Origin of the sequence: Vibrio sp. SG41-7, assembly GCF_014164465.1 — a bacterium.
In the GTDB taxonomy this organism is placed as follows: Bacteria; Pseudomonadota; Gammaproteobacteria; order Enterobacterales; family Vibrionaceae; genus Vibrio; species Vibrio splendidus.
The window spans coordinates 1-14,857 of the sequence record NZ_JACJFF010000003.1 but is presented as its reverse complement, the minus strand read 5'-3'; the positions used below and the strand labels follow the sequence as shown (position 1 = coordinate 14,857).

The window sequence follows — 14,857 nt, the reverse complement described above, 5'->3', positions numbered from 1 at the left end:
GTTGGCGTAACTGTTATTACTGTTCAGCGACTTGAAATGATCACTTTAAAGACCAGAATCGCTCCAGTATCAGCTGTCGCTTGAGTGTCAATTGTCGCTTAGCAAATAGGGCTCCACCAAGCGTCTGATGTTTACCTTGGCTCCAAGGCGAGATGCCAGCAGGTACATGCCTCCGATCTTTCGGTGGAGGAATAGGGCATCGGCTGGTGGTGTGTGCCAATACTCTTGTTCCATGCTGAGTATGGTTCCTGCTTCACGAAGCCTTTGTGCTAAACCACTGGCTTTGAAGTCGTAATCTTCATCGACAAGCATGGGTTCACAGGCCATTTTCACTAAGTTGAGAATCGCTTGGCGTTGGTCTGGGAGGATGGTCTCGCTAAAAAATCCAATCTGCTCTAACGCCTTGTTGAGTCCTTGTTCATCGTGAGTAATCACAGAGGTAAAAGCCAAACGATAGCCATCACTGAAGCGGCCGCTGTATTCTCGGGTTGCCCCAAAATCTAACAGCCCAATCTGACGCGTGTTTTCAACGTAAAGGTAGTTGGCGAAGTTGGGATCGGTTTGCACCATCTTGAAGTCGAATAACTCTCTGAACAGAAGTTCGAGTAAGCTGTGCATCACAAAATCACGGGTGCTTTGATCGTAACCTTCTATTTGCTCTATCGAGACGCCTTCAATGAAGTCCATTGCGAGCACTGATTCTGAAGACATTTGAGGGTGAATTTTAGGTACAACGAAGTGAGCGTGTTCTTTTAATGCATTGTGATAACGAGTCGCATAGTCAGCCTCGCGAGCATAGTCGGCTTCATCATGTAGTTGTTTTTTTGCCTCTTCTAATAAGCCTTTGTAATCGACAGACTTGGGAATCAAACCAACGATATTGAGCAATGTACCTACGTTGTCTACATCACTGTCGATGCTTTTTCGAATGCCTGGGTATTGGACTTTTATGGCAAGTTTGTCTCCAGAGTCGCTATACGCTTGGTGAACCTGACCGATGGACGCACTGGCGATGGGCTTAAAGTTGAAGGAGATAAACTCCGCCTTCCAGTTCAGTCCGAGTGAATTTTCTAACACTTGGCTGAGCTGTTTTGCTGGCAGAGGGTCAGCGTCTGAACGCAGGCGAGCGAGAACGTTGGCTAACTCGGGTTCAAGAATATCACCCGCATCCATTGATAGCATCTGCCCCAGTTTCATTGCTGCACCTCGCAGATGTGCGAGTTGATCGGTTAGACGAGCAATGTTTTGTGGCGTTAGCAGTAAGTCTTTTGCTTTAGGCCTGTTGCCTTGTGCTATTTGCTTGGTGCCTTCCGTTAGCACATTACCCGCGACCCTTGTTGCCAGCGAGGCAAACTTACTGAATCTAGAAATTCGATGAGTGGGAAGGTTTCTCTCTTTTGCCGACATAAAGGTTCTCACTTAGTTATCAAGATTGATACCAATCGTAGTAAATAACTGTTCACCCTAGCTTGTTAAAAATCTCGATAACGTCGTTAGATTTTTTGATTGTAGAATAACTACTTATCGAAAAAATCCGCCTTGTTCTCCAGCTTTTTTCCTGCGCTATTTTTGACCACTTACTTACTGTGATTGGTATGACTACAAAGTTCTATAAATCATTACCCAACCGAATGTTTTGTTGTGGTAACGTGTCTCGCGAAACAGTAAACAGAATTTAAAGGGAAAAACATGAAGTTTATTTGGTTAAAAGTCGCGGTTACCGTTTTAGTTTTTGCTGGGCTGTTTGGTGTGGTGTATTACAAAGTCGCAAGTGGTATGTCTTAACCAAGTACTATTTTGTGCAGCTGTTACCATCGCAGCGTGACTTTCCAGTTAGCCAGAAAGAGACTTTGTATCGGTTCTTGGCAAACCGAAGATAACACCAGTCGGCCACTGGCTTGAATATCGCCCAACGTAAAGGGGCGTATAGCCAACCTTTTCCTACTAAGCGCCACGCTTGGTAGGTCACGTCTAAACCTAGCAGCAGTTTTCCATTCTCATCCAGTGCATGCAAAACGGTGTTGGCTGCGTCGGCATCAATCTGAGGGTAGTCTGAAAAGGCTTCACTGTAGATATCGATGGTTTGAATCTTATTATCGACATCATGCTTTGCAAGTGCCGCCATCTCCTTTGCGCACAACGGGCATGTCCCATCGTAAAATATCGTAAGTTGTGTCATCGTCTGTTCGCCTATCATTTCACGACCTGAACCTTCAGTTACCCGTTAAGTCGGCACCCGTCAATTCAATCGCTTGTTATTCAATAATCTAGCAATGGCTACGTGATTGTACCTTTTAAAGATCACTCTCCCTCGTATCAAAGCTAAAAAAATGTCTGATGTAGACACTTTGTTCATCCTTTCAAGTCCTTGATTGTTTGGTCAAATCTCTGGTTTATGGACAAATGATAACAAAGCGTCCAATAAAGGTGTGCCTTCAATATATAAACATCAATTAATTCAACAAGTTGAACTTGGCTTGGAATATGCTCTATCGAACCTACGAATTGCTAAAGGATTTTCTCCAATTTGGGCAGGCAGAAAACCCTAAAAGCATAAGTATGAACATATGGAGAGAGAACATGAAGGTTATAAATTATTTACTTAGTGTGCTTTTGTTGTTTAGTAGCCCCCAGTTGGCGTGGGCTACTGTTGATGTGATGGAACTCGATGGTAACGCGACCAGTGATAATAGTGGTATTGATTGGGATGACGTAAATGATCCTAACAGCATGGTTGGGATTGCAGAATTTTTCCAAAAAGACCGTAACGGTATCGACCAAATCTTTTGGAAGGGTGGATCAAAAGATGATTCCGACATTACAGATTGGGCGTTCCGTACCGCGTCACCACAACCAAAAGATGACTTTACCAATGCGTATGCCGCTGCCTTTGAAAGCGAAGGTGACTTGCTGATTTACTTTGGTGCAGACCGATATGCGAACAATGGTGATATGTACATTGGCTTCTGGTTCTTACAAGACCAAGTAGGATTGCCGGATGGGAAAACTAAGGGCGACTTTGTTGGACAGCATATCAATGGAGACATCCTTGTGCTGATTTCATTCCCACAAGCAAGTGGCGGTAATCCGTATATAGAAGTGTTGCAGTGGGATTTGAATAATGGCGATGTCACCGACAACATGACGAGAATCTTCCAAACTGACGGTGACCCTAAGTCGAATGATTTCGTTGGTGCAAGATGTGGCAGTGGTGCTGTCGGTGTCGAGAAGATATGTGCGATTTCAAATGATGATTCTATCGGGGCAATTGATCTTCCCAATGTACAAGGTTGGGAATACCTAGCGAAAACGGGTGAAACAACCTCTATTCCGACAGAGAGCTTTGTTGAAGGACGTCTGAATTTATCTGCGTTGTTGAACGATGAGTTTGGTATTGAAGATATTCCATGTTTCAGTAGCTTCTTAGTGGAGTCACGAGCTTCCCGTTCGATTGATGCATCTTTGGCTGACTTCGTTGTCGGTTCATTCAGTTTATGTAGTATCAGCATAGCGGCGACTTGTAACACAACCAGCTTTACGGTTGATGGTATGTTCAACATAGATTACACCGTGACGGTCACCAACACTGGCCCTGGTTCGTTAGGCACCAATGGTGACTACGAAGTGGCCTTTTTATCTGAGTCACCAATCTTAGGTGCGCTTCCAGTGGTTGGTAACGGCGATGAAGTGTGGAGTGTCGGTGAGTCATTCGCAATCATGGGGAATTATCTGTCTGTAAATAACGGTGCCGTCGGCGTGATAGATGGTGCGGTGGATCTTGATGGGCTTATCGTGAATGCTCAAGCGCCAGTGGCCTACAATTGTCCACCAATAGACTTGAGTCCAATGGTTGAGATTTCTAAGGTGTGTAATAGCTTCTTAGAGGTTGATGGCGGTCAAGTTGTGCTTAAGAAAACCTATGATGTTGAAATATGTAATACCGGTGATATCCCATTGGCCATTGAATCGCTGGTGGATTCTAAGGATGACTCTCTGAGCCGTTCTGATTTACCTACTGAAGTAGTCAACAGCAGTTATTACCTCGACTTTGCTTTGCCTTGTGATGATCTTGAGGATGTGACCACATGTGGTGCTGGTAATATGTGTAGTGCATTAAGTGCCGACCCTGAGTTGTTTGCTTGTAAAACAGGTGAAGGAGAGTGGATACCGAACTTTGGTGATGCGATTGGTCAAGTGTGTACACAAGTAAGTAAAACTTATGCACCAAATGTGTTACCAACCGGAACTGCAGGGATGCTATCTAATCAAGTGACAGCAACGTTTGACTCGCTGTTCTTGCAACAAGCATTTATGGAAACATCGAACATTGCAACCTGTGATGTTTGTCCATTTACTGTTCTTGAGCCATAAGTACTTTCATTAATTGAGTACAACTAAACTCCAAAGCAGCCTAGTTCGTTAGGCTGCTTTATTAGTTATTTAGTTAGCTAGCTAGTTAGGCGACTTAAATTACTATCTGATGTTTTTTAATCAGCTTGTATAAGGTTGTTCGGGAAATAGACAATGCTTTAGCGGATTGGGAAATATTGTAGTGGTGTTGCTGAATCACTCGACGAACATTTTTTGAAGACAGTCGTGCGTCACTCTCAGTATCGGGCGACGCGTCTTTTAATTGAATTCCCATATGACGAGTAGAGAGGGCGCTTGAGTTAGAAAGAACAATCGCTCTTTTTATGCAGTTGAATAATTCTCTGACATTGCCTGGCCAATGGTACTGTTTCATTTGCTCAAGGGTGTCACTAGGCAGTTTGGTTTTGGATGCGTAATTGTGCTTCAGTTCAAATCGAACCAAATCTTCAATGTCTTCTTTGTGATCATTGAGTGGTACTAGGTCTAATGGAAGTACATTGATGCGATGAAAGAGATCCTTTCGAAATTTACCCGCAGCAACGGCTTGTTCGATATTGACGTTGGTGGCGAAAATTACACGGCAATCTACGGGCAATTGGTTATTACTACCGAGTCGTTCTATCGAACTATTTTCAAGAAAGTGGAGCAGGTAAGTTTGCAGCGAAAGTTCAAGGTCGCCGATCTCATCCAAAAATAGTGTGCCACCATTCGCTCTTTCCACGTGTCCGACGTAGCGTTTGTTTGCACCCGTGAACGAGCCTTTTTCAAAGCCAAATAACTCTGAGTGAATCAGGGATTGTGGAATTGCGCCACAATTTACAGCGATGAAAGGTTTTTGACTGCGGGCTGAGGCCTCATGTATTAAACGCGCACATAGGCTTTTTCCTGTTCCGGTTTCCCCTTGAATTAGCACTGGAAAATCGTTGTTAGCGATCTTGGCTATCTTCTTTTTAAGTTGCTGGATGGTTCTGGATTGCCCCACCAATTGACATTCATGGCACGAGACAGGCTTAGGTCTAGTTTGCTTGATGTCTACCATGCCATACGCATGCCCTAAATTTCGACAAAGCCATTCTGTATCAATAGGGAGGTGGTAATAATCCCAAAAGGTTTGCTTAATGAGCGATAAGTTGCGGCTTGGTGGTTGGTTGCAGATAGCGATTGCTTTTAAATTTGGAGAGTGAACCTTTAACGCTGATATTTGCTCACACTGTTTGTCGATTGAGGATGATGTTAGACAAGAAACCACAATTGGTGCGTAGCTTTCGCTGCGTGTATCGAGTAAGTGAATGGCCTGTTCGGTTGTTTCTGCAACTTGAGCTTCCCAGTTATGGAGACGCAGTTCGCCCACCCACTGACTATGGTGCAGGCATGCGGTGTTGCATAACAAAATCACAGAACGAGTTATTGGCTCAGGTGATACTCTTTTTGATGGCATTGTGCTCACTCTTCATGTTTCGATATCCATGATGAAACCTTCAGTAAGCCCCCTAAATATCCCATAAGCTTAGAAGCAAAATTCAATTAATTCGAGCACACAAATCTGATGGCGTTTGGCTGACAAGTGTCATTATCTCAAGCGGGAAAGCCAATCTGGTGCTTTACTTACTGATATTTATGCTTATTAATTAAAGGTATTCACGAATATCGTGTTTTTACTGTTTTGTTTATTGATGATCACACAGTAAACTCCGCGCTAATCACTAACGATAAAGAGCTGATATTGATGATAATTAACGTAGCAAAAAAGTTCATTTTGGCAGCGTCTGCACTGATGCTAGGCGGTTGTGTGAGCTACAGCGTGACCGAGCAAGAAATGACGAACTACCTTCAAGATTCGGTGATGTTAGAGCAAGAAGTGGGTGTACAAAACGTTATGTATGCGCAAGTCGCTGTCGATGACTTAGCGGTGCAAATTGGCCGAGCTGATGCCGAGCGCGTGTCTGTTCTGGCGAATACCAATGCACAAGTTCAGGTGTTTAACGTGCCGAATATGAGGTTGGGTCTTGATATCGAGTTCAGTGCGATTCCTGAATATGACAAAGAGAGTGGCGAGATTTATTTGAAATCACTGCGTTTAGAGCGCTTTGAAGAAAAAGATAAACAGCTTTCGCCTGAGGTCGCCAAACTACTTAAGCCTGCCGTTTCTATGATTGGCTTTGCTTTGTCCCAGTCGCCAGTTTACAAACTGGACAGCAACAAGGTCCAAGAGTCATTGATCAAGTCATCGGAACCTAATCTAGTGATTAAAGACAACAAGCTGGTCATCGAGTTATTCGATTAACCTTTCACGTTTAGCTTAGACTCAGATTTAAAACACAATGGCTGCCGATTTGGTGGCCATTTTTGTTTGTGTTGAATCAGCAAGATTTCTGTTTTTAGGCTGTCTATCCAGCTTGTTTTCTCTGGCTCATTTATTGAATTAGCCGCGTATCTCACCTTTACTTTACTCTTGTGAGCAAGTCATCGCTTCAGTCATCAAATCATAAGAAAGAAAAGGTGAGCGAACTATGAAGAATCCAGTAATAGCGGATAACAAACCCGTTAAGGTCGAGCTAACAGAAGGGGAGGAGTATTACTTCTGTACCTGTGGGAAATCGAAAAACCAACCGTTTTGTGATGGTTCTCATGCAGGAACGGGCTTCAAACCGAAGAGTTTCGTGGCCGAGGAAACCGGCGACGCTTACCTGTGCCGCTGTAAGTATTCGAACAATCTCCCTTTCTGTGATGGCACCCATAAACAGTTTACGGCTGAGCAAGTGGGCCAAGAAGGCCCCGATGTTCACATCCAAGCGGCAACGCCCGATCTCTCACCTGCGGCTTCTGCAACCAAAGAAGAGCCCACGGTCGAATTCATTCATCAATTAGCACGAGATGGCTTATCCAAAGTGGGTCACCATGGGCCAATGACTTCAATGGGTGTTCCAAGATATCTACTGCCTCACTGGGATGATATTCAAGTGATGGTTGCACAAATGGCGACCAAACCGTTATTGGAACATGTGTCCGTCGGTACTGAGCTTATTATTGGACCAAAAGCGAAAAAGCCACTCAAGTTGAACATATCCTTATTTGTTTCTGATATGAGTTTTGGGTCGCTATCTGAAGAAGCAAAAGTCTCGTTGGCGACAGGCGCGGAGCTGGCGGGAACGGGGATCTGCTCGGGTGAGGGCGGAATGTTACCCGAAGAGCAAGCGGCGAACTCACGTTACTTTTACGAACTAGCCAGCGCACAATTTGGTTACGATGAATCTAAGCTCAAAAATGTCCAAGCCTTCCATTTTAAGGGTGGGCAGGGTGCTAAAACCGGAACAGGTGGTCACTTACCTGGGGCGAAGAACATTGGTAAGATAGCTGAGGTGCGTGGCATTGAAGCAGGTACAGCCGCGATTTCTCCACCCACCTTTGTTGATCTAAAAACCGTCGAGGATTTCAAAAATTTTGCCGACCGAGTTCGAGAAGTGACGGGCGGGATCCCAATTGGCTTCAAGTTGAGTGCTAATCATATTGAAGAGGATATTCAGTTCGCACTTGATGCCAGTGCCGATTACATCATCTTGGATGGTCGAGGCGGTGGTACTGGGGCGGCGCCAGAAATGTTCCGTGACCATATTAGTGTGCCGACCATTCCAGCGCTTGCTCGTGCCAGAGCCTATCTGGATAAACAAGGCGTAAGTGACAGAGTCACCTTAATCATTACCGGTGGGCTTCGTGTTCCGATGGACTTCGTAAAAGCGATGGCGCTTGGCGCAGATGGTGTCGCTATCTCGAACAGTGCCATGCAGTCGATAGGGTGTGTTGCTGCCCGAATGTGTAATACCAATAATTGCCCGGCGGGCATCGCGACTCAAAAAGCCGATTTACGCCAACGGTTAAATGTCGAGAAGGCCTCGAATCAATTGAAGAACTTCTTCGAAGCCTCGACTGAATTGATGCAAGTGATGGCGAGAGCATGTGGTCACGACCATTTGAATCAATTTAATCCTCACGATTTGGCAACATGGAATCGCGAAATGGCCGAGCTATCCGGAGTCGCTTACTCTGGTGTCAGTCCATTAAATCAACTTAAGTAAATAGTATTTCGATCAAGCACACTCACTGTATTTTGGGTGTGCTTATTTTTGTCTGTGTAATACTAACCTATGTTTAACCTTTCGTAATTAACTGCTTTATAAGTGTTTTTAAATTATTTCCTATTTTTTGAAAATATCGCTTTACCTCAAGTTAACTTGAAGTTCTATCATCGTCCCCAATCTAAAAACACAATCTATCACCTTGTCGCCTAGTGCAGGTTTTGATGTTATCAAACAGACGTTACGAATCTTCAGTTATGAACTTTGAGCTCCGTAATTGAAGTCATGAGTGCAAAAAGGTGAGAAAAATGAACAAGGATCAACAATGAAAGTATTAGCGATTGGCGCGACCAACAGTAAAGCATCGATTAACCAACAATTGGCAGCGTACACCGCAAGCTTAGTTGAGGGCGCGCAAGTAGAGGTGCTCGATCTTAATGATTTCGAGATGCCCATTTACAGTGAAGACAGAGAAAAAGAGTCCGGTGTCCATCAACATGCGCAGCGCTTTTTTAGCAAGATTGGCGAAGCAGATGCTGTGGTCATCTCTTTTGCAGAGTACAACGGTTCATACACCGCAGCCTTTAAGAATGTGTTTGATTGGACATCACGAATCGACATGAAAGTGTATCAAGGCAAACCTGTTGTTATGCTCTCCACATCACCAGGCCCAGGTGGCGCAAGCTCTGTGTTGTCGTCTGCGGTAAACTCGGCACCTTACTTTGACGCAGATGTGAAGGGCTCGATGTCGGTACCAAGTTTCTACGACAACTTTAATGTAGAAACGGGTGAGATCATCAATGCCGAAATAGCAGAGAACTTGAAATCGATCATGAGTCAGATTTAGAGAGCGAGAACACCACAATAAAACAAAGCAGCCATTTGCGTGGTTTCTTTTCATTGCGCCCGTTGTCAAAGTTTAAGGACATTAACTGGTTAAGGTAACAATAGGTCGCTATTCTAAAGTTAAAGTAAGCTTTAAATATTTATGATCTCAAGGATAGTGTAACAATGAGAAACATCGTATACCTCACCATCGGCCAGTTGGCTGAGCGTAGTGGCGTGGCTCCTTCGGCCTTACGTTTTTACGAAACCAAGGGGTTGATTGCTTCGATTCGTACTAACGGAAATCAGCGCCGGTATCAGTCGGCGATGTTGAGACGAATAGCATTGATACAAGTCGCGCAGTCGATAGGCTTCACGCTGGAAGAGATCACCGAAGAGTTATCGACACTGCCGATGAACCATACCGCGACTAAGCGAGATTGGGAGCGCGTTGCTAAGAAGTGGCAGGGGCAACTCGACAGTAAAATGGCGCAGATTAAATCGCTACAAGAGAACTTAACCGGCTGTATCGGTTGCGGGTGTTTGAGTATGCAGAAATGCCACTTGTTGAACCCTGAAGATATTCTGCATGACCAAGGACAGGGCGCACAACGGATCGTTGAGTAGCCCTGAATTAAAAAACTATCTGAGATCGTTGAATCCAATGCACTCAATCTGATGCTCAGCCAACCACTGTTTTAGCGCAGGGCTAGTGAGAAGTTGATGCTCTTCGACGCGTTTATCACTATAGCTTGATAGGGACTTAAGCTGTTCACTTGCCACTGATGAAGGGTGGCACATTAACTCAAGCACACCGTCAGGCATCATAGCTTGGTAGCTCAGCAATAAATCTTGCAGGCCATTCAGCGATACGCCTTCGTCAAAGAAACGCATATCGAAAGCGTCTGGCGTTGGCACTCGCAGTGCATCTTGGCCACTTAGGATGTTATCGATTCGTCTAACTGGAAGACCAATGCGATTCACTGTGCGGGTAAACGCTGCTTTTAGAGATTTAAATACACCACCAAAGTGATGGCTGTCGATATGGTTAATCTTTAAACCGGCATCGACAGCGGCTTGATATTGCGCGTTGAGTTCGAGCATCACCTCATCTTCATTCACGTCTGATTTATCGAACAGGGTGACGTTGCTAAAGAAGTGGCCGTGTTCGTCGACTAAGCTCGGAACTAACTCTGGTGAAGTCAGTGGTTTGCCTGCGGTGACCGTAAAGTGCAAGCCAACTTCAGGGACTAAACCTTGATGATAGAGCTCAATCGCGTGCTGTGTACCCGGTTGATTCATCATGATGGTGGTCGACTTAACCAACCCCGCCTTGAAGCAGTCAACGATGCCATGGTTCACGCTTTCAGTGAGGCCGAAATCATCGGCGTTGAGTATCAATTTCATCATGACCTCTTATTAAAAGATTTGGATTCAATATCTTGAATTAGCTCTGCTGTCATTGAGCTCATTAGCTTGTTATCACCGAGCTTATTAGCTGCTAACAAAATGCCACATTAAGCGAGTCGATGAGCGAACGCAGGCATGAAGTCTAAGTTCTCGCGAATGGTTTCTTGCAAAGCCTCGTCGATATGCGAACCACTATCGACGATAGGGTTTAAGATCAGAGCACGTTTTGCTGTTGCAGTGTCCCCCGTCATCGCCGCTTTAACGGTCAAGGTTTCAAACTCTTTCATCTGCTGAATCAAGCGCAGCGTATCGCTATCAAAAGGTTCAACGTTCAGTGGCAGGATTGCACTGCTGGTGATTACCGAACTTACTTCTACCGCACAGTCATCAGGTAATCCTTGAATCGCACCATTGTTGCGAGTGTTAACGTGCATGATAGAACGTTTGTTATTGTGAATACTGCTCATCAGCTCACAGGCCGCTTCAGAGTAGTAAGCACCGCCTCGTTCTTCTAACAATTTAGGCTTGGTATCGAGCATGGGATCTTTGTAGATCTCTAACAACTGTTGTTCAACCTTGGCAACTAAGTCTGCGCGATTGGTGCTGTTTTCAGACGCAGCAAACTCTTTGTCTAAGATGTCTCTGGATTGGTAGTAGTAACGTAGGTAAGCACAAGGAACGATGTTCAGAGAACGAATCAATTCAGCGTCCCACTCAAAAGGAGGAATGTTCTTTGGCATCATTTGATCGTTACCACCAAGGAGTTGTTCGATGAGTTCTGCCAACTTGTCTTCACCTTTATGAAGCACCTTACGAGCCCACACTAGATGGTTTAAGCCAGCGATCTGCATCGTGACATCTTTACGCTCTGCACCGAGCATTTTCGCCGCGCCTAGCTCCATATTGACGGGAACGTTACATAGACCAACGGTTTTAATGGTTGAGTGCTTAATCAGTGCTTCCGTTACCATGCCTGATGGGTTGGTGAAGTTGAGTAACCACGCATTCGGACACAATACTTCCATCTCTTTCGCTATCTCGAGCGCAATCGGAATGGTTCGGCAAGCATTAGAGAAACCACCCAAGCCATTGGTCTCTTGTCCGATCATGCGATACTTCAGAGCAATCCTCTCGTCACGTAATCTGGCTTCCATTCTTCCGGCGCGAAATTGTGAGCAAACAAAATCCGCGTCTTTCAGCGCTGATTTTCGATCCGTGGTGAGGTGAACATTAATCTCACAGCCTGCTTTGTTTATCATTCGCTTGGTGAGCGCCGCGATTATCTCTGCTTTTTCCATGCCTTGTTCGATATCGACCAACCACAGATCAGAGATAGGTAATTCGTGATGGCGCTTGAGCAGTCCTTCAATGAGCTCTGGGGTGTAGCTTGAGCCACCACCAATCACGGTTACTTTGAGTTTTTGTTTCTGTTGCATGCTGTTCACCATTTTATGTTGTAGATTACTTGGTTTAATTTATATGATGGTTACATACACCGACAAACCAGTTATGACGACTTATGAATTAGTGGGGTTAATGCATGGGGCTGTTCGAAAATCGCCAACAAACGCTGTCACTGCTGCACACCTTCAGTGTTGCGGCTAAACATTTAAGCTTTACGCTTGCCGCCGATGAGCTCTTCTTAACGCAGGGAGGGGTCAGCCATCGCATTAAAAAACTCGAACAACAATTGAAGTTCAACCTGTTTGTGCGCAAGACAAGAAAGCTCGAACTGACGCCAGAAGGTCAGCGCGTGTTATCCATGTTGAACGTCTCGTTTGAGTCTATCTTTTCCGAACTCATGGATATTCAAACGGGTGAGCTAAGTGGGGAGTTGTACATCGCGACATCGCCTTATTTTGCTTCCTCGTGGTTAATGCCACGTTTGCCAGAATTCAGACGCTTGTATCCGAATCTAAGCATCAAACTGCAAACCAAACAGAGCCAGTCAGACTTCCAGTTTGAACCTTATGACGTGGCAATTTTCTATAGCGAAGGCCATTACCCAAACCATTACAGCGAGCGATTATTCAGTGGAGTAAGAACTCCTGTGTGCAGCCCTGAATACGCGAAACACTTCAAACTAGACCAGGCATACAACACTTAGACGATGTTCGCTTCATTCACAGTGGCGATATCACTGCGTGGCAGCGTTGGTTGTATGAAGCTCAAAGTGATACCAACTGCGTACTTCAGTGTGACTATTACAGCGATAACCGCTTGGCGATGGATGCGGCGATATTATCGATGGGACTGGCACTAGGGCGGCTAGAGTTTATGACACCGCAGATTGAACAAGGCTTGTTGGTCGCACCTCTTATGAGCGTTGAATCGGGCAAAGGGTATGATTTAGTGTGCCCGAAAGGCATGGAGCAGCGAACTAAGTTTCAGGTGTTTGCTCAATGGGTTAAGCAACAGTTGTGACCGAATAGCGTGCCTAGACAAACACGAATTATAGGTCTAGTTTAGGTGGCTCTTTCAATAAAAGAAGAGGTTAGTTATGTTCAGCCATGTTTTTCTCGGTACCGAAGATATTGAACGCGCGAAGGCTTTTTATGACCCAATCATGAAAGTGCTTGGTTATAGCGAAGGCTCTGTTGATCCTAAAGGGCGCTGTGTTTACGTTAGCCAAACGGGTGTGTTGGGCTTAACGAAGCCGATTGATGGTCAGCCTGCGACTCACGGCAACGGCATGACGGTGGGTTTTCTTGCGTCTTCTCCTGAAGTTGTAGATGACTGGCATCGAGTTGGCGTCGAAAATGGCGGTACCAGCATTGAAAACGGGCCCGGAGCGAGAGGTTCTGACGAGCGTCGCTTGTACATGGCTTATTTGCGAGATCCTGATGGAAACAAGATCTGTGCAACTCACTTTATGCCATAGTTCGCCTTATGCCACAGTTCGCCTTATGCCATCGTTTAAAATATGCCACAGTGGCGTATAATTAGAGTGTATTGATAGTTCGGAGTTAGTTTATCGCTGCTCTGAACTAACCTGTTATTTTAAAAACCTGCTGACTATTGCAAAGGACTTGCTAGATGAAACCGAACGAACTGTTTTATGAAAGCTTTGAGCGCTGCCGGATTGACCAAGAATTTTTGGAGAGCTTTCTGGTGGATTTTTGCGAGCATAATCCAAGGTTTTCAGAACGTTTTGAAAAGATAGGGTTAGAGCAGCAAACCAAGATGCTTAAAGCCTCGATCATTCTTATCTATAATTCTGCTGGTCTGCCGAGCGTGCGTAACTCAGTAAAGAAATTGGGTAAAAGGCATAAAGACTTAGGACTGGATATTTCCGAGATTGAGCTCAACGAGTGGTTTAATTCGTTACTCAATACGGTTAAAAAATACGATCCTCACTATGATGAAAGCGTTGAACAAGCTTGGACAGAAACTCTCGAAGCTGGCTTAACTATCATGAAGAAAGAGTGCGTAGTCTGAACCAAAATGTGTAACGAAGTAAGCCTCGTCTAACAAGAGGCTTACTCATTTTTTCTACTCAATTAAAAGGTAAAGCCTGCTTGGATACTTAGTACTGACTCAGCGGTATACCAACCAGTACTTCCTCCGAACTCATACCAATCAAATCCAGCTCGAGTCACAAACTTGGAGTGGCCGAAAACTGGTTTTAGTGACTTGTATTCTGCGCCGATACCGTAAGTTAAGCCAAAATCACCATGGGACCCTTTGTGGACTTCATTATTATCGCTAGATAGGAAAACCAGTTTGGTATCTGAGTGTGCGTAAAAAGCGCCCGCCTTACCATAAACAGCGAAGTTTTCGCTGAAGCTGTGCTTATACATAGGTGTTAATGAAAGCATTAAAGAATCGAACTCTTGCTTTGTTTGAAGATCCTTTTCATCAGTGCTAATAACAAGCAACGTTGATTCAACATACCACTTGCTTTGCATGATTTGGCTACCAAATGTGAATTGGCCACCGACATCGCCATCATCCATCCCGAAACCGCCTAGTGCATACATTTCATTTGATGCAAAAGCTGAAGTTGATGCGATGCCGGTAACTGAGGCAATCGTAAGAGCCGCTAAGATTAATTTGGCTCTTCGACGTTTTGTGTGGATTTGGGTTAAAATATGCACCTCCTAAATAGGCTCCAATACAAGGTCCAGCCACATTGAATTCTTCTGATATTTTTATGCTCGGGTTGGGGCTGCAAGCAC

The 14,857-nt window shown here is 44.8% G+C and carries 13 protein-coding genes and 1 pseudogene; 8 read left to right on the top strand and 6 right to left on the bottom strand.

The features are described 5' to 3' along the window. Positions 1 to 87: 87 nt before the first annotated feature. Positions 88 to 1,407, bottom strand: a complete 1,320-nt coding sequence (locus tag H5300_RS01225; RefSeq protein ID WP_004736396.1) for an AarF/ABC1/UbiB kinase family protein — start codon at positions 1,405 to 1,407, stop codon at positions 88 to 90. 385 nt (positions 1,408 to 1,792) lie between these two features. After that, positions 1,793 to 2,179, bottom strand: a complete 387-nt coding sequence (locus tag H5300_RS01220) for a thiol-disulfide oxidoreductase DCC family protein (RefSeq protein WP_182795275.1) — start codon at positions 2,177 to 2,179, stop codon at positions 1,793 to 1,795. Between the two features lie 401 nt (positions 2,180 to 2,580). Between H5300_RS01220 and H5300_RS01215 the strand changes: the two genes are divergently transcribed. Further along, a complete protein-coding gene (locus tag H5300_RS01215; RefSeq protein ID WP_182795274.1) occupies positions 2,581 to 4,371 on the top strand; it encodes a hypothetical protein in 1,791 nt (596 codons plus the stop codon). A 94-nt stretch (positions 4,372 to 4,465) separates the two neighbouring features. Here the strand turns inward: H5300_RS01215 and H5300_RS01210 are convergent, their stop codons facing one another. Continuing rightward, positions 4,466 to 5,809 (bottom strand): sigma-54-dependent Fis family transcriptional regulator, encoded by a 1,344-nt coding sequence (locus tag H5300_RS01210; protein WP_076649014.1) that lies wholly within the window; start codon positions 5,807 to 5,809, stop codon positions 4,466 to 4,468. Between the two features lie 288 nt (positions 5,810 to 6,097). Between H5300_RS01210 and H5300_RS01205 the strand changes: the two genes are divergently transcribed. From H5300_RS01205 to soxR, 4 genes are all read left to right on the top strand, one after another. Continuing rightward, entirely contained in the window at positions 6,098 to 6,655 is a 558-nt protein-coding gene (locus tag H5300_RS01205) for a DUF1439 domain-containing protein (protein WP_182795273.1), read from the top strand. A gap of 226 nt (positions 6,656 to 6,881) precedes the next feature. After that, positions 6,882 to 8,444, top strand: a complete 1,563-nt coding sequence (locus H5300_RS01200) for a glutamate synthase-related protein (protein ID WP_182795272.1) — start codon at positions 6,882 to 6,884, stop codon at positions 8,442 to 8,444. A gap of 325 nt (positions 8,445 to 8,769) precedes the next feature. Then, a complete protein-coding gene (locus H5300_RS01195; RefSeq protein ID WP_020477192.1) occupies positions 8,770 to 9,291 on the top strand; it encodes an NADPH-dependent FMN reductase in 522 nt (173 codons plus the stop codon). Between the two features lie 164 nt (positions 9,292 to 9,455). After that, a complete protein-coding gene (gene soxR / locus H5300_RS01190; protein WP_004736387.1) occupies positions 9,456 to 9,896 on the top strand; it encodes a redox-sensitive transcriptional activator SoxR in 441 nt (146 codons plus the stop codon). A gap of 15 nt (positions 9,897 to 9,911) precedes the next feature. Here the strand turns inward: soxR and H5300_RS01185 are convergent, their stop codons facing one another. Then, complete coding sequence (locus H5300_RS01185; protein ID WP_004736386.1) at positions 9,912 to 10,676, bottom strand: carbohydrate deacetylase; 765 nt, start codon at positions 10,674 to 10,676, stop codon at positions 9,912 to 9,914. A 110-nt stretch (positions 10,677 to 10,786) separates the two neighbouring features. Further along, positions 10,787 to 12,115: a 6-phospho-beta-glucosidase gene (locus H5300_RS01180; RefSeq protein WP_182795271.1), complete on the bottom strand. Its 1,329-nt coding sequence runs from the start codon at positions 12,113 to 12,115 to the stop codon at positions 10,787 to 10,789. Between the two features lie 104 nt (positions 12,116 to 12,219). Here H5300_RS01180 and H5300_RS01175 point away from each other — a divergent pair. The 3 genes and pseudogenes from H5300_RS01175 to H5300_RS01165 all read left to right on the top strand — a co-directional run bounded on the left by H5300_RS01175 (position 12,220) and on the right by H5300_RS01165 (position 14,117). Continuing rightward, positions 12,220 to 13,103, top strand: a pseudogene (locus H5300_RS01175) (LysR substrate-binding domain-containing protein). Between the two features lie 76 nt (positions 13,104 to 13,179). Beyond that, the gene (locus H5300_RS01170) at positions 13,180 to 13,560 is read left to right on the top strand and encodes a VOC family protein (RefSeq protein WP_017092556.1); all 381 of its coding nucleotides are present in this window, start codon (positions 13,180 to 13,182) and stop codon (positions 13,558 to 13,560) included. A 155-nt stretch (positions 13,561 to 13,715) separates the two neighbouring features. Further along, positions 13,716 to 14,117, top strand: coding sequence for a globin (locus H5300_RS01165; protein ID WP_182795270.1), 402 nt, complete (start codon positions 13,716 to 13,718; stop codon positions 14,115 to 14,117). A 62-nt stretch (positions 14,118 to 14,179) separates the two neighbouring features. Here H5300_RS01165 and H5300_RS01160 read toward each other — a convergent pair whose 3' ends face one another. Beyond that, positions 14,180 to 14,770 carry a hypothetical protein gene (locus tag H5300_RS01160; RefSeq protein ID WP_310736113.1) on the bottom strand — a complete coding sequence of 197 codons (591 nt, stop codon included), beginning with the start codon at positions 14,768 to 14,770 and terminating at the stop codon, positions 14,180 to 14,182. Positions 14,771 to 14,857 lie beyond the last annotated feature (87 nt).

Bases quoted from the DNA above. Each gene is read 5' to 3' on its own strand.
- H5300_RS01170 (WP_017092556.1), top strand. From the start codon at position 13,180: ATGTTCAGCCATGTTTTTCTCGGTACCGAAGATATTGAACGCGCGAAG.
- H5300_RS01200 (WP_182795272.1), top strand. From the start codon at position 6,882: ATGAAGAATCCAGTAATAGCGGATAACAAACCCGTTAAGGTCGAGCTA.
- H5300_RS01215 (WP_182795274.1), top strand. From the start codon at position 2,581: ATGAAGGTTATAAATTATTTACTTAGTGTGCTTTTGTTGTTTAGTAGC.
- H5300_RS01180 (WP_182795271.1), bottom strand. From the start codon at position 12,115: ATGCAACAGAAACAAAAACTCAAAGTAACCGTGATTGGTGGTGGCTCA.
- H5300_RS01185 (WP_004736386.1), bottom strand. From the start codon at position 10,676: ATGAAATTGATACTCAACGCCGATGATTTCGGCCTCACTGAAAGCGTG.
- H5300_RS01220 (WP_182795275.1), bottom strand. From the start codon at position 2,179: ATGACACAACTTACGATATTTTACGATGGGACATGCCCGTTGTGCGCA.
- H5300_RS01165 (WP_182795270.1), top strand. From the start codon at position 13,716: ATGAAACCGAACGAACTGTTTTATGAAAGCTTTGAGCGCTGCCGGATT.
- H5300_RS01210 (WP_076649014.1), bottom strand. From the start codon at position 5,809: ATGCCATCAAAAAGAGTATCACCTGAGCCAATAACTCGTTCTGTGATT.
- H5300_RS01225 (WP_004736396.1), bottom strand. From the start codon at position 1,407: ATGTCGGCAAAAGAGAGAAACCTTCCCACTCATCGAATTTCTAGATTC.
- soxR (WP_004736387.1), top strand. From the start codon at position 9,456: ATGAGAAACATCGTATACCTCACCATCGGCCAGTTGGCTGAGCGTAGT.
- H5300_RS01195 (WP_020477192.1), top strand. From the start codon at position 8,770: ATGAAAGTATTAGCGATTGGCGCGACCAACAGTAAAGCATCGATTAAC.
- H5300_RS01205 (WP_182795273.1), top strand. From the start codon at position 6,098: ATGATAATTAACGTAGCAAAAAAGTTCATTTTGGCAGCGTCTGCACTG.